This window comes from Luminiphilus syltensis NOR5-1B, from assembly GCF_000158175.1.
Taxonomy (GTDB): Bacteria; Pseudomonadota; Gammaproteobacteria; order Pseudomonadales; family Halieaceae; genus Luminiphilus; species Luminiphilus syltensis.
The window spans coordinates 1,858,858-1,874,444 of sequence record NZ_DS999411.1; the positions used below are offsets into that span (position 1 = coordinate 1,858,858).

Below are 15,587 nucleotides of genomic sequence, written 5' to 3' on the forward strand. Positions count from 1 at the left end.
GGCTTTGCTAGAATCGCCGCCCCGATCAGGGGTAACCCGTCCACGCTACGCAATTGCCATCGCTCTCCCAGAAGGTGCAAGGAGTTTCCAATGTTTCGCATACAAACCTACAACGCGATTTCGGTAAAAGGGCTCGATCGTTTCCCGCGAGATTGCTTTGAGGTCGGCAGTGACTTCGGCCACCCCGATGCCATCCTCTTACGCAGCCATAAGCTCGGCGAGGATGAAATATTGCCGTCGGTCAAGGCGATTGCGCGCGCGGGTGCGGGTGTCAATAACATCCCCCTCGAATCCTGCACCCAGCGCGGTATTCCGGTGTTCAATACGCCCGGTGCAAATGCCAATGCGGTCAAGGAACTGGTCGCCGCGGGCATGCTGCTGGCCTCGAGAGATGTCGTGGGCGGGATACGTTTCGTCAACGAGTTGTCCGACACCATGCCACCTGCGGACATGGGGAAACTGCTTGAAAAGGAGAAGAAGCGCTTTGCCGGCTCAGAGATCCGCGGCAAGACGCTGGGCGTGGTGGGCCTTGGCGCGATTGGTAGCAAGGTCGCGCGAATGGCCTTGCATTTCGGAATGGAAGTGATTGGCTACGATCCAGCACTGTCGGTTGAGGCCGCCTGGCGACTTCCCAGCGACGTGCAGCGAATGGAGAACATGGCTTCATTGTTTGGCCGCGCCGATTTTATCTCATTGCATTTGCCGGTACTTGATTCTACGCGTGGGCTGGTTAATGCCGATGTCCTGGCCGGCGTGCGACAGGGTACGGTGCTTCTGAATTTTGCCCGGGAGGAAATTGTGGATACCGAGGGCGTTGTGCAGGCCCTCGAAGAGGGCACTCTAGGGCGATTTGTCACGGACTTTCCCCACCCCAGCCTGCTGCAGCGCGATGATGTGATTCTAATGCCTCACATTGGCGCCAGCACTGCGGAAGCCGAGGAGAACTGTGCGGTGATGGCCGCGGATCAACTCCGCGCTTTTCTCGACCACGGTAATATTCGCAATTCGGTCAATTTTCCGACGATTGAGCTGGAACGTACCCAGGGCTGTCGTATCGCGATTACCAACCTCAATGAGCCTGGCGTGTTGAGCCATATCCTCACGCTTCTCGGTGACAACGAGATCAACGTTGTCGATATGTTGAACAAGAGTCGCGACAGTATCGCCTACAACCTGATCGATATCGATACGGCGCCAGGAGTGGATCTCGTCCAGCAACTGGAGCAGGTGGAGGGTGTGGTTAACGTCCGGGTGATTGATCCGCCGGCCTGTCCCTGAACCCGGCTACATCGTTTTTTCGGGTAGCGTCGATTCAATAACGTCGATGACAGCCAGATTGGCGCCGCGCTTGAGTGCGCCAACGGTGGGCCGATGTTTACCACGCATCGGCGCTGCCAGTTCGATGGCGGTTGTCAGAACTGCGTCCCCGGCACACCCCGCGTCGATGATACCAAAGGCGTGTGCCTGTTCAGCACCGAGTCGACCGCCGGTCAGTAGCGTGTCCCGGATCGCGCGCGGCGTCATTTTGTGGGTGACCAGTGCGTTGAGTCTTGGCGTCAGTGTCATCTCCAGATCAACCTCAGGCAGACAAAAATAGCCGCGGTCGCGGCGCATTGCGGCGTAGTCCGCCGCCAGAACCAGCATGGCGCCAAGACCGAATGCATGACCGTTGATGGCCGCGGTGACCGGGATTGGGAAGCGCAGTAATCGACCGATCATCAGCATCGATCGATGCACAAATTCCATACGACGCTCGGTGCTGGGTAGACTGGCCAGAAACTCGAGGTCATAGCCCTGAGAGAAATTCTTGTCCTCGCCGGTGAAAACCAGAAGCGTAATGTCGTCATTGGCTTCAACCTGATCCAGCGCGCAGTTAACAGCGGCGAGCGTCTTGTTGTTAAACACACCGGTGTGTTTAAACCGGATAGTGGCAACGTCGCCCTCCACGGTGAATCCGGGGTCATTCATAGCCATAGACTCGCGAACCAGTAACCGTTTTTAGTAAAGGCGCCGTGTTACCGGGTAACAAGCCATGGACTTTTCGCAGAGTCATGCGATGTCATTGCCACTTCCCTTGTCATGGGCTGAGCGCCTGCAGTGATTTGAGTCCTGATTTTTCCGCGTCAGTGAGTGCCACAGGCTCGCAGCGAGGATCGGTTTTCTGTAACGCCGAGATCATATCCCGTGTGATGGGAATAGGATCACAGCCGTGATCGGATCCGCAGATCAGATCCCACTTCGGCTCCGCCTTTACATGGCAGGCGAAGCAGTTACCGCCAAATCGATTGTTGACCTCGGCGAAACCACGAACACGAATAGCCGTGCCTTGATCGGAAACATCCAGCTCAAAAAACTCCCAGTCGTTGGTTACCGGGTTAAAGCCTGTTTCCCGTTTTACCATGACTTCAGCGGGTACCAATTGGACCACAGAGCCCTCGGGGTAGGTTCCGCCGTCAGCTGATTGCGCCACGGCAACAGTGGCGTCCACATCACCGAGTAGGTTATCGACATAAAAGTGTTCCACTGGTGTCATATCCCGCACACAACCAAATGAATCCGCTGAAATGGCGTCCTGCGCCTGAACCTGTCCCACACCCATCAAAACCACTACGGGTACTGCGAGGAATAATCGATGATAAATAGGCATAGTAATGACCTGTAAAAAAGATATCGTTGCCAAAGCATACTCTTTTCTCTGAGGTTCCGCTTACGCCTTGGGGGATGGTTTGGCGCGGGGCCGTGCTACGCTCTTGGATCTTATAGGAGGTCATTTTGCCCTTTTCTTCTCTATTGTTACCGCGTCTTTCGGTCTTTGCAGTGCTTACTCTTTCTTTCTTATCGGGGGCAGAGGTGAAGGCAGATGCCGTGAAAATGCCCGTGAGCTTCGGCGACCTGGAGGCATTGATTCAGCCCGCATCCGGGGAAGCCATTACTTACGGCGAGGCGCCCACGCAGTCCGTGCTGCGCTACGAGGTGGGTCCATCGACCCGGCCGATGATTATGCTGGTCCATGGGGGCTGTTGGTCCGCCGAGTATAGCCGCGACTATCTACTACCCATGGCAACGGCGCTGCAGGATCGGGGTTTTGAGGTATGGCTGCCTGAGTATCGTCGGGTCGGCGACGAGGGCGGTGGCTGGCCGGGTTCGCTTGCGGACATCCTGGCAGCGGTGGATCTTGCGACTTCGCTGTCCGATCGGTCCTTACTGTTGATGGGCCATTCTGCCGGGGGACATCTTGCACTGTTGGCGCAGTCCGAGAGACAGAAGGCGCTGGGAGCGCGGTTGATCGGTAACGTTGCCCTCGCTGGAATCACTGATTTGTGGCGCTATGGCGCGGGCGATAATAGCTGCCAGCAAATGGTTGTGCCTTTTCTGGGTGGGGATGGAAGTCTTTCCCGCACCGATTATGACGTCGCATCACCGCAGGTTAGATCCTATACCCACCCCGTTATTCTTATGCGTGGCGAGGTGGATTCCATTGTCGGCCCCGATCAGATGGAGTTGGCAGGGGCCAGCCGTTCAATAGTTCCGGATGCCGGGCATTTCGATCTGGTGCATCCGGAGACCCCGGCCTTCGCCGCGGTACTTGATGCGATTGAGACGCTGGTATCTGCAAGCCAATGAAGCCGGGGTGTGCCCGGTGACCTGAGTGCGTGGTCTCGCGCGAGTCGAGTCAGCGGCGTTGCTGGATCAGTAGTCCCGCCAGGATAAAGCCAAGTCCGATGAGGGTGGGTGCCAGAATCGGTTCGTCCAGTAGCGCCCAGATGAACAGCAGCGAGAGGGGTGGTGACAGGAAGATAAGGCTCGATACCTGCAGCGTATTTTGTGCCAGCCGCATTGCCGTGAGCCAGCACACAAAACTCAGCCCCATTTCGATCAAGCCGATATACAGCCCGCCAATTATTCCGGGTAATGGCCAACTGGCGGGGGGGTCGCTGACAACCCATAGCAGCATGGGCGGGAGTGCACCGGTGAAGTTCAGCAGCAACGCCGATACAGGCTCCTGGGTATCCCTGGCGCCGATCAGCCAATAACCCGCCCAGAGCAGCGTGCTGAGTAAAGCGAGCGCAGTACCCACGGGTTCTGTTAAATGCAGATTCAGCAGATCGCCATCGGTGGCGATGACCAGCACACCCGCATAGCTCAAGAGTGCGGCCAGCACCGCCTTCGTCTGCCAGGATTGCCCGAGAACGGGGATCGCGATCAAGCCGAGTGTCAGTGCCCAGGTGTAATTGATAGCCATCGCCTGCTGCGCGGGCAATCGGTCATAAGCAGAAAACAATAGGAGGTAGTACAGCGCCGGGTTGATCAAACCGAGTGTCAGCCCACGAAGCGAGTTGTTCAATGGTCGTTGACGGATGGCTGACCAGCGTCCCGTGGTGATCACATAGAACAGCAGGAACAGCCAGGAAGCGGCAGTGGCGATCAGGAGCAGGGGCGCCGGACTGAGATACTCGAGACTGAGTTTGAACGCCGTAGCCACCGTACTCCACATGAGTACCGCCATTACACCGTAGCCGATGGCCCGCTGCTGCGATTTCGGGCCGAGCGTTACCATCGCATGTCGCTTAGTCTTTGAAGCAGCGATGGGCAAGAGGGTTGCTTAGGCAGCCGGTTACGACTTACGGTGAGGGTACCAGAGCGGCCATCGATAGGCCATTCACTACCCGCTTGAAAGCCATAACGCACCTTGGAGATCACGAAATCGGGATGCACCACCACCACCATCATGATGATGATCTCGCTTCTGATCGAATCGGCATCGCCTTCGCGCTCAATGTCAGCTTCACCATTATCGAGTTCATAGGTGGGGTGCTGACCAACAGTACAGCAATCATGGCGGATGCGGTTCACGATCTCGGGGACAGCCTGTCCATTGGTCTCGCTTGGCTATTAAACAAGCTGTCTGCACGTGAGTCGAACAATCGCTTTACCTACGGTTACCGGCGTTTTTCCCTGCTAGGGGCGTTGATTAACGGCTTTATATTGCTTCTGGGCTCGGGTTGGATTTTATCTGAAGCAATCCCCAAGCTGAGTAATCCTGAAATGCCCGTGGTAGAGGGAATGCTGGGTCTCTCACTGCTCGGTATCGCCGTCAATGGTTTTGCCGCCTGGAAACTGAGCGCCGGTAAGACCATGAACGAGCGGATGCTCAACTGGCATTTGCTGGAAGACGCACTGGGCTGGGCGGCGGTTCTTCTGGTCTCGATTATATTAATGTTTGTCGACTGGCCTATTCTCGATCCTCTGTTATCGATTGTGTTTACGCTGTTTATCCTCTTTAACGTGGGTAAAACCCTGTGGAAAACGACGCTTTTATTTTTGCAGGCGGTCCCCGATGCCAACATGGCTAACCGGGTTGGCGAACTGCTGCGCGCCGATACTGAAGTCACCGAGGTGCATCATCTCCACCTCTGGTCCCTCGACGGTGAGGAGCATGTGTTGAGCGCACATCTCGTACTCGCGAAAACCCTGGGCCCCGCGGAGCAATTAGCGCTCAAGCGACGAATGGCCCAGCAACTGTCTGTTTTTGAATTTGCTCACACGACACTGGAGCTCGAATTACCCGAAGAGATATGCCGCGATAGGGATGAGGCCGCGGAGGTCGAGTAATGGATCCGCTGCAATGGCTATCGTTGTTCGCCGTCTGCCTTCTTGGCGCCATGTCACCCGGGGCGAGCCTCGCCATCGTCATTGCTAACACCATGAACGGCGGTCGCCTTGCCGGTATACAGACCGCGGTGGCCCACGGCCTCGGCGTGGCACTATATGGAGTACTGACCGTCAGCGGCTTTGCCCTGATTATCACTCAATCGCCGTCATTATTCACCGGCATTCAGGTGGTCGGTTCGGTCTATCTCCTATGGCTGGGCGTGAGTGCGTTGCGCACTAGCACGGCTGGAGGAGTGGAATCTAGTCGTGGGGGGAGTGGCTTTTTGATTGCTTTCCTGAATCCCAAGTTGGCGATCTTTATGCTGGCCGTATTCAGTCAGTTCCTGAGTGTGAGCGCTGACACGACTGAAAAGGCGTTGATGGTGGCAACGGTTGGACTCACTGATGCTGCCTGGTACGCGATTGTGGCAATGCTGGTTTCACAGCGCTCCATCATGCCGTGGTTGGAAGCCCGATATTCGACGATTGGTCGACTGTTTGGCGCGATTTTAATCGTGCTGGGCGTTAGCGTGCTGGTACGTGTGTTAACCACGGTGTCAGCGGTCTAGAAATCCGTTCCGTACTGGCCTGATCACAGCCGAGAGGGGTGGCTGTCTGGATCGCCCTCGATGTGTGGCTTGTCAGCGTGGATATCGACGTGCTCTGGTACCGACGTGTCCCAACTTCCGTCTTTCGACCACGGATCATCATCGGGGAAATCGTCGATATGAATATCCTTGATCTGGTAATCCGGCTGATACAGTAAATCGTACCTGGCGGCGCGCACAATAGACACACACAACAGCAGCGCAATAACCAGAAGCGGGGCTCCACCAATAATGCTGGCCGTCTGCAATGCCTCCAGGCCTCCTAAAAACATCAACACCACGGGCATAAATGACAGTGCAAACGCCCAGAACAGACGGTTCCACCTTGCGGGTTCTTCCTTGACGGCTTTCTGCGTCACGGCAGCCAGTATGTAAGAAATACTGTCGAAGGTGGTGGCGGTAAAAATCACGGCCAGCACCGTAAACACGGCAATGACCATGGTGCTCATGGGCAGGGTGTTGAGAATGGCGAAGATGGCCGCGGTGGGGCTTTGGTCATTGAGAATGCCAACCACGTCCAACCCGCCCGAGAGCTGTAAATAGATGGAGTAATTTCCGAGCACGGTAAAGAAGAAAAAGGTTCCCATGGTGCCGTAGAAAACGGCACCGACCACCATGGCACGAATGGTTCTGCCGCGGGATATACGCGCTATAAAGAGTCCAACGCTGGGTGCAAAAGCCAACCACCAGGCCCAGTAAAATATAGTCCATGTCGCGGGAAAGCCGGTGTTTTCGAAATTGTCGAAGCCGGCAAAGGGCTCGGTCCAACTGGCCATATGCACCAGATTCACAACCATGCGGCCCAGGGCGTCGAGCCCGGTCTCTGCCATGAACTGGGTAGGTCCCGTGACAAAGATAAATGTGAGTAGCGCAAATGCCAGCCACATATTGATATCAGACAGCACTCGTATACCGCGTTTGAGCCCAACGAACGCGCTATACCCAAACAGCGCCGTACAGACCATCAGTGTGGTGATCCGCGAGGTGAGTGATGGCTCAATACCAAATAGCTCATAAACCCCCTCACTGATCAGCGGCGCCGCAAGCCCAAGCGTGGTTGCGCCGCCACCGAGCATCCCGAAAATGAAGAGCACATCAATCAGCTTGCCGACCAGCCCATGGGCGTGCCTTTCACCCAGAACCGGCATCAGCGCCTCGCTGATCTTCAATACGCTGTGGTTGCGAACGTAGTAGAAATAGGCGATGGGTAGGGCGGGTATCAGGTAGATCGACCATGCCAGTGGTCCCCAGTGAAAAAGTCCGTAAGCGGCCGCCCAGCGCATGGCGTCGGGTGATTGCGGTTCAACGTGGAACGGAGGATTCTGATAATAATAAACCCACTCGATGGCCGACCAGTAGAGGATTGACGCGCCGATTCCGGCGCAAAACAACATGGCCGCCCATGACAGCCGGGAAAATTCGGGTCGCTCCTCGGGCTCGCCCAGCTTGATATGGCCGATATCGCTGAAAATGATAAACAACATAAAGCCACCGGCGCCGAGACCGAGCATCAGGTACAGCACACCGAGGTTGGTAGTCACCCAGTCCCTGGCATGACTGACCCAGGCGGCGCCCACGTCCGGAAAGATGATGAGTGGAATCGTAACTGCAAGTAGCAATACCACCGATCCGTAAAAGGTAATGGGATCGATGATGTGTTCCTGATCTTTTGGGGCTGAGATGGGCCGCTCCTACTGCTGTTTTGCCCCCATGGTAACGCAGCAGATAAGTAAAGACAGGCCTTTTACCCTCATGCGATTGACGTCATTGTCGCGGAATACGAGGAGATTTCACGGGAACCATCGGCAATGAAGACAGCGAAAGCGTTGATTAGACCTGGATTGGAACCGGTCGCTTGCGCAGTAATAGCAAGCCTCCAGCCATGATCACCAAAGCCGGTATACAGCTCAGTAGCAGGGGTTGCCATCCCCAACTCGCGAGCAGACTGCCCGCAAGCAAACTCGCCAGCGCAGAGACGCCAAAGACAGCCGCTTCATTGATGGCCTGAGCACGGTACCGCTCACTGGGATAATACGTTTTAACCAGTAAGGAGGTGCCGCCCACAAACAGGAAATTCCAGCCGACGCCAAGTAAGACCATCGATCCACCGTAGTGGGGGATTTCCCGACCCAGAAAGCCGATTACGAGGGTGGCGGCAAACAGCAGCGTGCCCCAGAGCATGACGGTACGTTCGCCGTATTTTCCGATCAGGATGCCGGAGAACAGTGAGGGTACGTACATGGCCAATACATGTGCGCGAATCACAGCCGCAGTATCGCCGAGGCTGTGTCCGTCCATGACGTGCATCGATACCGGGGTCGCGGTCATGACAAAGGTCATCAGTCCCTGTCCAATCACCCCCGCCATAACGGCGAGTAGAAAGAAGGGACTCAGCGCCATTTCCAAAAGCGGACGAGGAGCGTCACTGGCGTGTGCGGCGTGTGCCGCGACCGACTGCGAGGCGCGAAGCCCTAGTCCGAGTAGCAATGCCGCAACAAGAAACAAGGTCGCGGAGCCGAATGCGGCGCCGATAAAGGCGTTCTCCGCAAAAATACGCTCACCACTGGCAACCAGTTGCGGACCAACGATGGCGCCACCGATGCTGCCGAGCAAGATGAACGAAATGGCCCTCGCAGACCGGTCGGTCGTTACGCTCTCTGCTGCTGCAAAGCGGAACTGCTGACTGAAGGCGAGGGTAAAGCCGGTGAGGGCGGTTGCCAGGCAATAACCGCTAAAGCTGCTGTGTTTGATGGCGTAGGCAGCGATCAGTGCGGCCCCCATAGCTGCCAGTGCGGCGAGGGTAAAACCGGTGCGTCTGCCGAGCCAGCTCATGACCAGTGTGGCGGGAACGGTGCCCAGGGCAGTGCCGGCAACCAAAGCGGATACCGGCAAAGTTGCCCATTCGGGCGCAGGTGCCAGCATAGACCCGACGATGCCGCCCATCGTTACTGTCATCGCCGCGCCGGACACAAACACCATCTGCGCGAGGAACAGGACTACCAGGTTGCGATTCATCCCTCGGAGTGGTTCGTCGCTGCCTTGGCCAGAACCTTTTCCTGCAAGCTGATGCGATAGGCACGCAGGCGCTTGCGCAGTGTTTGAGCGTCAGAACTGTCACCCGCAGCCAGAATCTGCGCGGCGAGCAGCCCCCCATTGGTCGCGTTGTCAATAGCGACAGTGGCGACGGGAATTCCTGCAGGCATTTGCACGATGGAGAGCAGGGCGTCTTCACCGCTGAGCTTGGTGGCGCTAATGGGCACGCCAATAACCGGAAGTTCGGTCAACGAAGCCACCATACCGGGTAGGTGCGCAGCACCGCCCGCACCGGCAATGATGACGCGCAAACCATTGCCGTCCGCATTGCGCGCATAATCGAACATACGATCCGGGGTTCGATGGGCGCTGACGATATCCAGCGTCCAGCAGACACCGAGCTCGGACAATATGTCCGCCGCGGCCTGCATGACCGGAAGGTCCGAGTCGCTGCCCATGATAATTCCAACCTGAGCTGTCACTGCCTATTTATCCTTGTAGCTGAGATGTTCATTGCTGCTCGCCCTTGATCGGGCCGCCCTGCGCCAGCGTGCGCAACGCGGATTCGATCGACAGCTGCGCCGCCGCAAGCGTGTCACCGGTTGCATTCAGGTGGCCCATCTTACGCCCCGGCGCGGGCGTTGTCTTACCGTACCAGTGCAATACGCTCCCCGCACCCAGGGATGCCGCATAGGGCGTCGGCGCCAGCGCGTTCTGGTAGCGGTCGTTATAGAGCAGGTTGAACATGACGGTGGCGTTGGCGACCGCGGTTGGCTCGGCCAGAGGCATCCCCATGACGGCACGTACATGTTGCTCAAACTGATCATGGGTAAACCCATCCATCGTCAGATGGCCTGAGTTATGCACCCGGGGTGATATTTCATTGATCACTATTTGCTGGTCTTCGGTGATAAAGAGCTCAACCGCAAATACGCCAACCCCTGCGAGTGCGGTAATAGCCTCGAGGGCGAGGTCGGCACACTGCCGCAGTACTGTGTCGGGCAAGCTGGCGGGATACTCGATGGTTTCCACCGAATTGAATTCCGAATTGAAATCCATTAGTGCCGGCGGATAGCTCACCAGGCGACCCTCGGTATCACGGGCAATAACCACCGCCACTTCGGTAACGCCCGTGTGTGCGGGTTCGATATAGCTGGGCACCGGCCACAGGCCATCCAGGTCCGATTGATCGCGCAGAATTTGTACGCCTTTGCCGTCGTAACCACCTCTGCGGGCTTTTTGCACGAGGGGTAATTCAATACCACTCGCCAGCACCGTAGCGGCGACCGCATCAGCGTCGAGCATGACGAAGGGCAACGTGGCCAGACCTGATTGCTGCAACCATATCTTCTGGGAGCCCTTGTCCTTGATCAGTGCGAGTAGGTCGACATCGGGGTTGCTGCGCACGCGCCCCTGCTCTTGTGCGTCGCGGATTTGTTGGAGTGTGCTATCGGGGACAGCCTCCAGCTCAAAAGTGATGACATCTGACGCCTCGATCAGTTGCTCCACCGCGGCGCCGTCGTCCATGGGCGCTGCAATCATAAGATCAGCCACATGGCTGGCTGGACAGTCGCTTTCGGGGCTAAGTACGGCCGTGGTCACGCCCAGCGATGCGGCACGTTGGCATAGAAACAGGCCGAGCTGCCCACCACCGATAATGCCCAGTCGCTGTGTTTTTCCAGATGTCATGGAAGGCGAATTCATGGTCTGCCTGTCGTCTGATAGTAAGAAGCGCGTAGTGTAGTGCGAGATTCGATAAGATAAAGTCGCATCGGAAAAAATCGCCCTCGGGGATCACTTGGTCCGTGGCGATGTGGTGTCATTGAATTACCGATCATTAGGGATAGATCATGACTAGTCAAAATCCGGTGTCGTCTCGCGCCTTTGCCTCCGATAATCAGGCCGGTGTGCATCCGACCGTCATGAATAGAATGGCCTTGGCAGCGGAGGGTTTTGCCTCCGCCTACGGTAACGATGCGCTCACGCGGCAGGTCGAGGCGCAGCTATCCGAACGGTTTGAGACCGACTGCTCAGTATTTCTGGTGGGTACGGGAACCGCCGCCAACGCGCTGGCGCTCTCTGCGCTGTGTCCTCCACACGGCGCAGTGCTGTGCCACCGCGAAGCACACATTGTCAATGATGAGTGTACGGCGCCGGAATTCTTCACGGGTGGTGCCCGGCAGGTCTCGGTACCGGGGGAGTGGGGTAAACCTGACCTGGCGGGCCTCGAGTACCGAATGGAGCAGCTGACCTTCAGGGGGGTTCACTCGGTAAAGCCCAGTGTTCTGAGTTTAAGTAATGCTACTGAAATGGGCACCATTTATGGCCCCGGCGAGCTGGCTCGCTACGGGTCGTTTTGCAGGCGTCATGGGCTGGCCTTGCACGTCGATGGTGCGCGATTTGCTAACGCCCTTGCATCGCAGGCCATGAGTGCAGCCGAATTGAGCTGGAAGCAGGGAGTGGATGTGCTGACCCTGGGTGCGACCAAGGGTGGGGCGATGGCCGCTGAAGCCGTCATCTTTTTCAATCGAGATCTGGCCGAGGATTTTGGGTTCAAGCGTAAGCGGGGTGGGCATCTGTGGTCCAAACATCGCTTGCTTGCGGCCCAGTTTGAGGGCTGGTTGAGCGATGGGCTGTGGTTGGAGCTCGCGCGACAGGCCAACCAACTCGCCAGGAATCTCGCTGACGGTCTGGCCGAAGTCCCGGGAATTTCGATATCGATCCCGGTGGAGGCCAATATGGTGTTTCCCATACTGCCAGCGGCGATGGCGGCAGCACTGCGAGATGAGGGTTTTGAATTCTACGATTGGCCGACACAGCCCGGTATGGTGCGTTTGGTAACCAGCTTCGCGACCGAGGAGGCGTCGGTGGAGGATCTTATCGCAAGAGCACGACACCACGCTGAATGATCGGGTATTACCGTTCGAGCAGCTTGTCAGCCTTGCTTCCTAAATGGGCTTTGTTTCGGATGGCATCAAATCCATCACCTTTTGGCGCGGGCTGGCGAGTCTGACGCTTGTCGGAGCCATCGGGTCTGATCGTTTTGTCGGGCGCCTTCACTGCGGGTGGCTGCGCGAGGGTGCGGCGAAAACTATAGACGAAGTAAAGCCCGAGGGCGATCAGGTTAATGCACCATTTGACGAGGTATGACGCGATCAGTAATTCGTCATTATCAGTAAGCTCCACGTACTCCACGTACTCATCGTGCAGCAGCGATGTCAGTAGAATAATGACGATCAAAGCGAGCGTGCCGCGCCATCGCGTTTTCAGCCAGCGCCAAAGGAACCACGCCGAAGCCGCACGAAACAGATAGCGAAACATGCTCAGGTAATGCCGAGTATGAGCAGCGCAGCCAGTCCGGTTGACTTGAGAATATCCGATCGCAGCTTGTCTTCTTCTTCGCGAACAATGGTCTCGAGCTCGTCCTCGGTGAAGCTCTCCACGGAGCGACCGGCAATGGCAATCCTGGCCTTCGCCCGGGTGATGGCTTTTTCGCGAATTCTCGACCGGTATTTATCAACCAGCTGGTCTTTCCACTTACCCAGCATTTGTCATTCCAATTAGTCCGATAGTCATCATTGTACTACCACCGACTGCATTTGCTGCGCCGGCGACAGATCTATTACGGTCCCACCAATGCCCCGGTTATTTGCCCAGCAGGCCTTTGAGCTTGCTTCCCACCTTACTTGCCGCTTCCTCTGCAGCTGACGAATCATCGGGTATTCCGAGCTCCTCCTTGATGCGATCGGTGGCCGCCTGCTTCGCCATATTCGCCAACTCGTCCTGCACGGCCTTTTGCACTTCCTTGATAATTGCCGCCATGATCTCGGCGGCGAGGGCATCGGGGCTCAATCCGGTAGCGGGATCGCCGATGGCGTTTTTCCGGACATCCGGCACGGAAATCCTTCGCTCTCCGAGCGTATCACTCATCAAAGTTGCCGAGGTGTCCGCAAAGACAAAACGGCGGATGGCGAGACGGGCATCGGAGGGCTCAGCGTCGGGCGACTCCTTAGCGGGCTCTTCGGTGTCGCCCGAGGCTGCCTTCACATTATCGAGGATTTCAGTGAGGTTGGTTTGCGACCCTTTTTGTTCGGCGATTAATGAAGCGCCATTCACGCTGACCTCGTCAATGATGATAACAGGACCCCGTAAACTGCCAAGATCGATGCCCAGTGCTACCGATTCCAGGTAAAACGCATGAGCGCCTTCGAAACCCGGTGGATTGGCGATGGTGAGTCCGCCGAGCTCGCCACGGCCGCTGGCCAGATCCAGTTCCACGCTGTTGAGTGAAACCTCGGTACCCGTGACCTCCGATCCGGTTTTGGCAACCATATCCTTGACGATGGAATCGATGTTTCCCACGATATAGGTCAGCCCAACACCCGCGACCACAACAATCACCAGTACAACGATACCTACCCACTTCAACACTTTCATTTTTCGCTTGCCTCCCAGGTTTGTTTCAACATAGCCCAGGTGATCCGTGGGCAGCAAGTTTACTGCTTCACTCCACCCACTCGACCCTCGATGGCGGCCTTGAGTTCGATGTGTTCCTCAGCGCTCCTGAGGTACTTCGGCGCGATGCGCCGGGGCGTCGCCTGTTCAAACGCATATCCAGCGGACAGGATGTCTGCATCATCGCCCGCACTGCCAATGAATGAGAGCCCCAGGGGAATGCCGTGTACGCTACCCATCGGGACCGTCAAATGAGGGTATCCCGCAATCGCGGCAAGGTAGCCACTACCGGCCCAGGGTGGCCAGATATCACCGTTGACGGTGTCGCGCGGTGGCGTGAGGGGTCCCGATGGTGCAACGAGAAAATCTGCTTCGAACGTGTTAAGTAGATAGTCGATGCCATCTTCACGAGTCGCTTGCTGGAGCTTGGTCTGCAGGGCCCGATAATCTTCGCTATTCAGGTCGTCCAGTAAATCCGCCTCCTCGAAAATATCCTGATTAAACAGGACGAGTTCACGATCGGCGTATCGTTGGTTAAAGGCAATAACATCGCTCAATGAGCGCGTCGTGACCCCATCGGGGAGTTCTGATAGATACGCATTAAGGCTAGCTTTAAATTCATATTGGAGAAACCGGTACTGATCGGCCCAAAAGCTATCGTCGGCAAGATCAAAACTATCGACATCCACAAGGGTTGCTCCGGCTTCGAGCAGAGTGTCCAGTGCGGCATTGAAAGCGGACACAATGTCGGCATTTTCGCCCTGATCAAAACGCAACACGGCGATGGTTTTGCCACCAAGACTGTCTTTACCGAGGTTGGCCGAAAATTTAATTTCGGTATCGGCCATGGCATCGAGCATCATCGCGGCTCCACGCACCGTTTTGGTCATGGGCCCGGCGGTATCCTGCGACGGTGAAATGGGCACTATGTGTTGAGCGGAAACCAGGCCCACGGTGGGCTTGAAGCCGACGATACCATTCACATTTGAGGGGCAGATGATCGAGCCATTGGTCTCGGTCCCTACCGCGCCAGCACTGAGTGAGGCGGCAATCGCGGCGCCCGAGCCCGAACTGGAACCACAGGGTGACCGATTGAGCACATGGGGATTTTGAACTTGTCCGCCCAGCGCGGACCACCCGCTGATCGATGAATTTGAGCGAAAGTTAGCCCATTGGCTCAGATTCGTCTTACCTAGAATGACGGCACCCGCAGCCCGCAATCCAGCGACCAAAGGACTGTCTCGACCCGTTAGGTTGTCCTTTAGTGCAAGTGCACCTGCGGTGGTGGCCATTGGATCCAGGGATTCAATATTATCCTTAAGCAGTATCGGTAACCCATCGAGTGGGCCCAGATTGGCTCCGGCCTGTCGACGACTGTCGCTGGCTGACGCCTGCTCGAGCGCCAGTGGATTGATTGCAATAACACTGCGCAACTCGGGGCCATTTCTGTCAATACTTTCGATTCGATTGAGGTACATGGTGGTGAGTTCAACGGCACTGATAGCACCTTTGTCCAGGGCTTCGGAGAGTTCCGGCAGTGTTTTTGCAACAAGGCCTCGTGCCTGATACTCCGAAGTTGTCGTTACGTGTTCATTGTTCACGGTGTCTTCCGGGGCGGGCTCACACGCGGTTAACAGCAGTCCGATAGCGACTGCAAAGAGGGTTATCAGAAATTGCAAAATAAGTGTTCTCCCGGGTTGAAGACGAGTGTTGTAAGGGGCTGATCAACAGCCGCACGCCATAAAGATAGCTTTGCTGTCAGCACGTTGGCAATGAAGCCAAGCCGGAGTGCGGATGGGCCGCCCTTTGGAGACGCTGATGTCGTTCAAAAAAATCGCG

Annotated in this window: 16 protein-coding genes; 5 read left to right on the forward strand and 11 right to left on the reverse strand. The window is 56.6% G+C overall.

Features of this window, described 5'->3' with window-relative positions; all coding sequences use genetic code 11:
- Positions 1–90: 90 nt before the first annotated feature.
- Positions 91–1,278: a phosphoglycerate dehydrogenase gene (locus tag NOR51B_RS08410; protein ID WP_009019983.1), complete on the forward strand. Its 1,188-nt coding sequence runs from the start codon at positions 91–93 to the stop codon at positions 1,276–1,278.
- A 6-nt stretch (positions 1,279–1,284) separates the two neighbouring features.
- Here the strand turns inward: NOR51B_RS08410 and NOR51B_RS08415 are convergent, their stop codons facing one another.
- Both NOR51B_RS08415 and NOR51B_RS08420 read right to left on the reverse strand, forming a co-directional pair.
- Complete coding sequence (locus NOR51B_RS08415; protein ID WP_009020387.1) at positions 1,285–1,968, reverse strand: enoyl-CoA hydratase/isomerase family protein; 684 nt, start codon at positions 1,966–1,968, stop codon at positions 1,285–1,287.
- A gap of 109 nt (positions 1,969–2,077) precedes the next feature.
- Entirely contained in the window at positions 2,078–2,647 is a 570-nt protein-coding gene (locus tag NOR51B_RS08420) for a hypothetical protein (protein ID WP_009020289.1), read from the reverse strand.
- Positions 2,648–2,772: 125 nt separating this feature from the next.
- Between NOR51B_RS08420 and NOR51B_RS08425 the strand changes: the two genes are divergently transcribed.
- Positions 2,773–3,624 (forward strand): alpha/beta hydrolase family protein, encoded by an 852-nt coding sequence (locus tag NOR51B_RS08425; protein WP_230198431.1) that lies wholly within the window; start codon positions 2,773–2,775, stop codon positions 3,622–3,624.
- A 49-nt stretch (positions 3,625–3,673) separates the two neighbouring features.
- Here the strand turns inward: NOR51B_RS08425 and NOR51B_RS08430 are convergent, their stop codons facing one another.
- Complete coding sequence (locus NOR51B_RS08430; protein ID WP_009020015.1) at positions 3,674–4,558, reverse strand: DMT family transporter; 885 nt, start codon at positions 4,556–4,558, stop codon at positions 3,674–3,676.
- A gap of 152 nt (positions 4,559–4,710) precedes the next feature.
- Between NOR51B_RS08430 and NOR51B_RS08435 the strand changes: the two genes are divergently transcribed.
- Both NOR51B_RS08435 and NOR51B_RS08440 read left to right on the forward strand, forming a co-directional pair.
- Positions 4,711–5,613 (forward strand): cation diffusion facilitator family transporter, encoded by a 903-nt coding sequence (locus tag NOR51B_RS08435; protein WP_009021599.1) that lies wholly within the window; start codon positions 4,711–4,713, stop codon positions 5,611–5,613.
- The gene (locus NOR51B_RS08440) at positions 5,613–6,221 is read left to right on the forward strand and encodes a LysE family translocator (RefSeq protein WP_009019006.1); all 609 of its coding nucleotides are present in this window, start codon (positions 5,613–5,615) and stop codon (positions 6,219–6,221) included. The genes NOR51B_RS08435 and NOR51B_RS08440 overlap by 1 nt, the downstream gene beginning before the upstream one ends.
- 23 nt (positions 6,222–6,244) lie before the next feature.
- Here NOR51B_RS08440 and NOR51B_RS08445 read toward each other — a convergent pair whose 3' ends face one another.
- The 4 genes from NOR51B_RS08445 to NOR51B_RS08460 all read right to left on the reverse strand — a co-directional run bounded on the left by NOR51B_RS08445 (position 6,245) and on the right by NOR51B_RS08460 (position 10,997).
- Complete coding sequence (locus NOR51B_RS08445) at positions 6,245–7,885, reverse strand: BCCT family transporter (RefSeq protein WP_009020123.1); 1,641 nt, start codon at positions 7,883–7,885, stop codon at positions 6,245–6,247.
- A 205-nt stretch (positions 7,886–8,090) separates the two neighbouring features.
- Positions 8,091–9,275 (reverse strand): MFS transporter, encoded by a 1,185-nt coding sequence (locus NOR51B_RS08450; RefSeq protein WP_009019906.1) that lies wholly within the window; start codon positions 9,273–9,275, stop codon positions 8,091–8,093.
- A complete protein-coding gene (gene purE / locus NOR51B_RS08455) occupies positions 9,272–9,775 on the reverse strand; it encodes a 5-(carboxyamino)imidazole ribonucleotide mutase (RefSeq protein ID WP_040481956.1) in 504 nt (167 codons plus the stop codon). The genes NOR51B_RS08450 and purE overlap by 4 nt, the downstream gene beginning before the upstream one ends.
- Before the next feature lie 28 nt (positions 9,776–9,803).
- Entirely contained in the window at positions 9,804–10,997 is a 1,194-nt protein-coding gene (locus NOR51B_RS08460) for a 5-(carboxyamino)imidazole ribonucleotide synthase (protein ID WP_081443923.1), read from the reverse strand.
- Between the two features lie 146 nt (positions 10,998–11,143).
- Between NOR51B_RS08460 and NOR51B_RS08465 the strand changes: the two genes are divergently transcribed.
- Entirely contained in the window at positions 11,144–12,202 is a 1,059-nt protein-coding gene (locus NOR51B_RS08465) for a threonine aldolase family protein (protein ID WP_040481957.1), read from the forward strand.
- Positions 12,203–12,209: 7 nt separating this feature from the next.
- Here the strand turns inward: NOR51B_RS08465 and NOR51B_RS08470 are convergent, their stop codons facing one another.
- The 4 genes from NOR51B_RS08470 to NOR51B_RS08485 form a co-directional block, all read right to left on the reverse strand.
- Entirely contained in the window at positions 12,210–12,614 is a 405-nt protein-coding gene (locus NOR51B_RS08470; protein ID WP_009019237.1) for a hypothetical protein, read from the reverse strand.
- 2 nt (positions 12,615–12,616) lie between these two features.
- Positions 12,617–12,841: a hypothetical protein gene (locus NOR51B_RS08475; protein ID WP_009019824.1), complete on the reverse strand. Its 225-nt coding sequence runs from the start codon at positions 12,839–12,841 to the stop codon at positions 12,617–12,619.
- A gap of 97 nt (positions 12,842–12,938) precedes the next feature.
- A complete protein-coding gene (locus tag NOR51B_RS08480) occupies positions 12,939–13,730 on the reverse strand; it encodes an AsmA family protein (RefSeq protein ID WP_154647646.1) in 792 nt (263 codons plus the stop codon).
- Between the two features lie 59 nt (positions 13,731–13,789).
- A complete protein-coding gene (locus NOR51B_RS08485) occupies positions 13,790–15,427 on the reverse strand; it encodes an amidase (protein ID WP_009019674.1) in 1,638 nt (545 codons plus the stop codon).
- Positions 15,428–15,587: the final 160 nt, after the last annotated feature.

What these genes read in the sequence shown, in the direction of transcription:
- NOR51B_RS08410 (WP_009019983.1), top strand. Translation starts at nt 91, where the DNA reads ATGTTTCGCATACAAACCTACAACGCGATTTCGGTAAAAGGGCTCGAT.
- NOR51B_RS08415 (WP_009020387.1), bottom strand. Translation starts at nt 1,968, where the DNA reads ATGAATGACCCCGGATTCACCGTGGAGGGCGACGTTGCCACTATCCGG.
- NOR51B_RS08420 (WP_009020289.1), bottom strand. Translation starts at nt 2,647, where the DNA reads ATGCCTATTTATCATCGATTATTCCTCGCAGTACCCGTAGTGGTTTTG.
- NOR51B_RS08430 (WP_009020015.1), bottom strand. Translation starts at nt 4,558, where the DNA reads ATGGTAACGCTCGGCCCGAAATCGCAGCAGCGGGCCATCGGCTACGGT.
- NOR51B_RS08435 (WP_009021599.1), top strand. Translation starts at nt 4,711, where the DNA reads ATGCACCACCACCACCATCATGATGATGATCTCGCTTCTGATCGAATC.
- NOR51B_RS08440 (WP_009019006.1), top strand. Translation starts at nt 5,613, where the DNA reads ATGGATCCGCTGCAATGGCTATCGTTGTTCGCCGTCTGCCTTCTTGGC.
- NOR51B_RS08450 (WP_009019906.1), bottom strand. Translation starts at nt 9,275, where the DNA reads ATGAATCGCAACCTGGTAGTCCTGTTCCTCGCGCAGATGGTGTTTGTG.
- NOR51B_RS08460 (WP_081443923.1), bottom strand. Translation starts at nt 10,997, where the DNA reads ATGAATTCGCCTTCCATGACATCTGGAAAAACACAGCGACTGGGCATT.
- NOR51B_RS08465 (WP_040481957.1), top strand. Translation starts at nt 11,144, where the DNA reads ATGACTAGTCAAAATCCGGTGTCGTCTCGCGCCTTTGCCTCCGATAAT.
- NOR51B_RS08470 (WP_009019237.1), bottom strand. Translation starts at nt 12,614, where the DNA reads ATGTTTCGCTATCTGTTTCGTGCGGCTTCGGCGTGGTTCCTTTGGCGC.
- NOR51B_RS08475 (WP_009019824.1), bottom strand. Translation starts at nt 12,841, where the DNA reads ATGCTGGGTAAGTGGAAAGACCAGCTGGTTGATAAATACCGGTCGAGA.
- NOR51B_RS08480 (WP_154647646.1), bottom strand. Translation starts at nt 13,730, where the DNA reads ATGAAAGTGTTGAAGTGGGTAGGTATCGTTGTACTGGTGATTGTTGTG.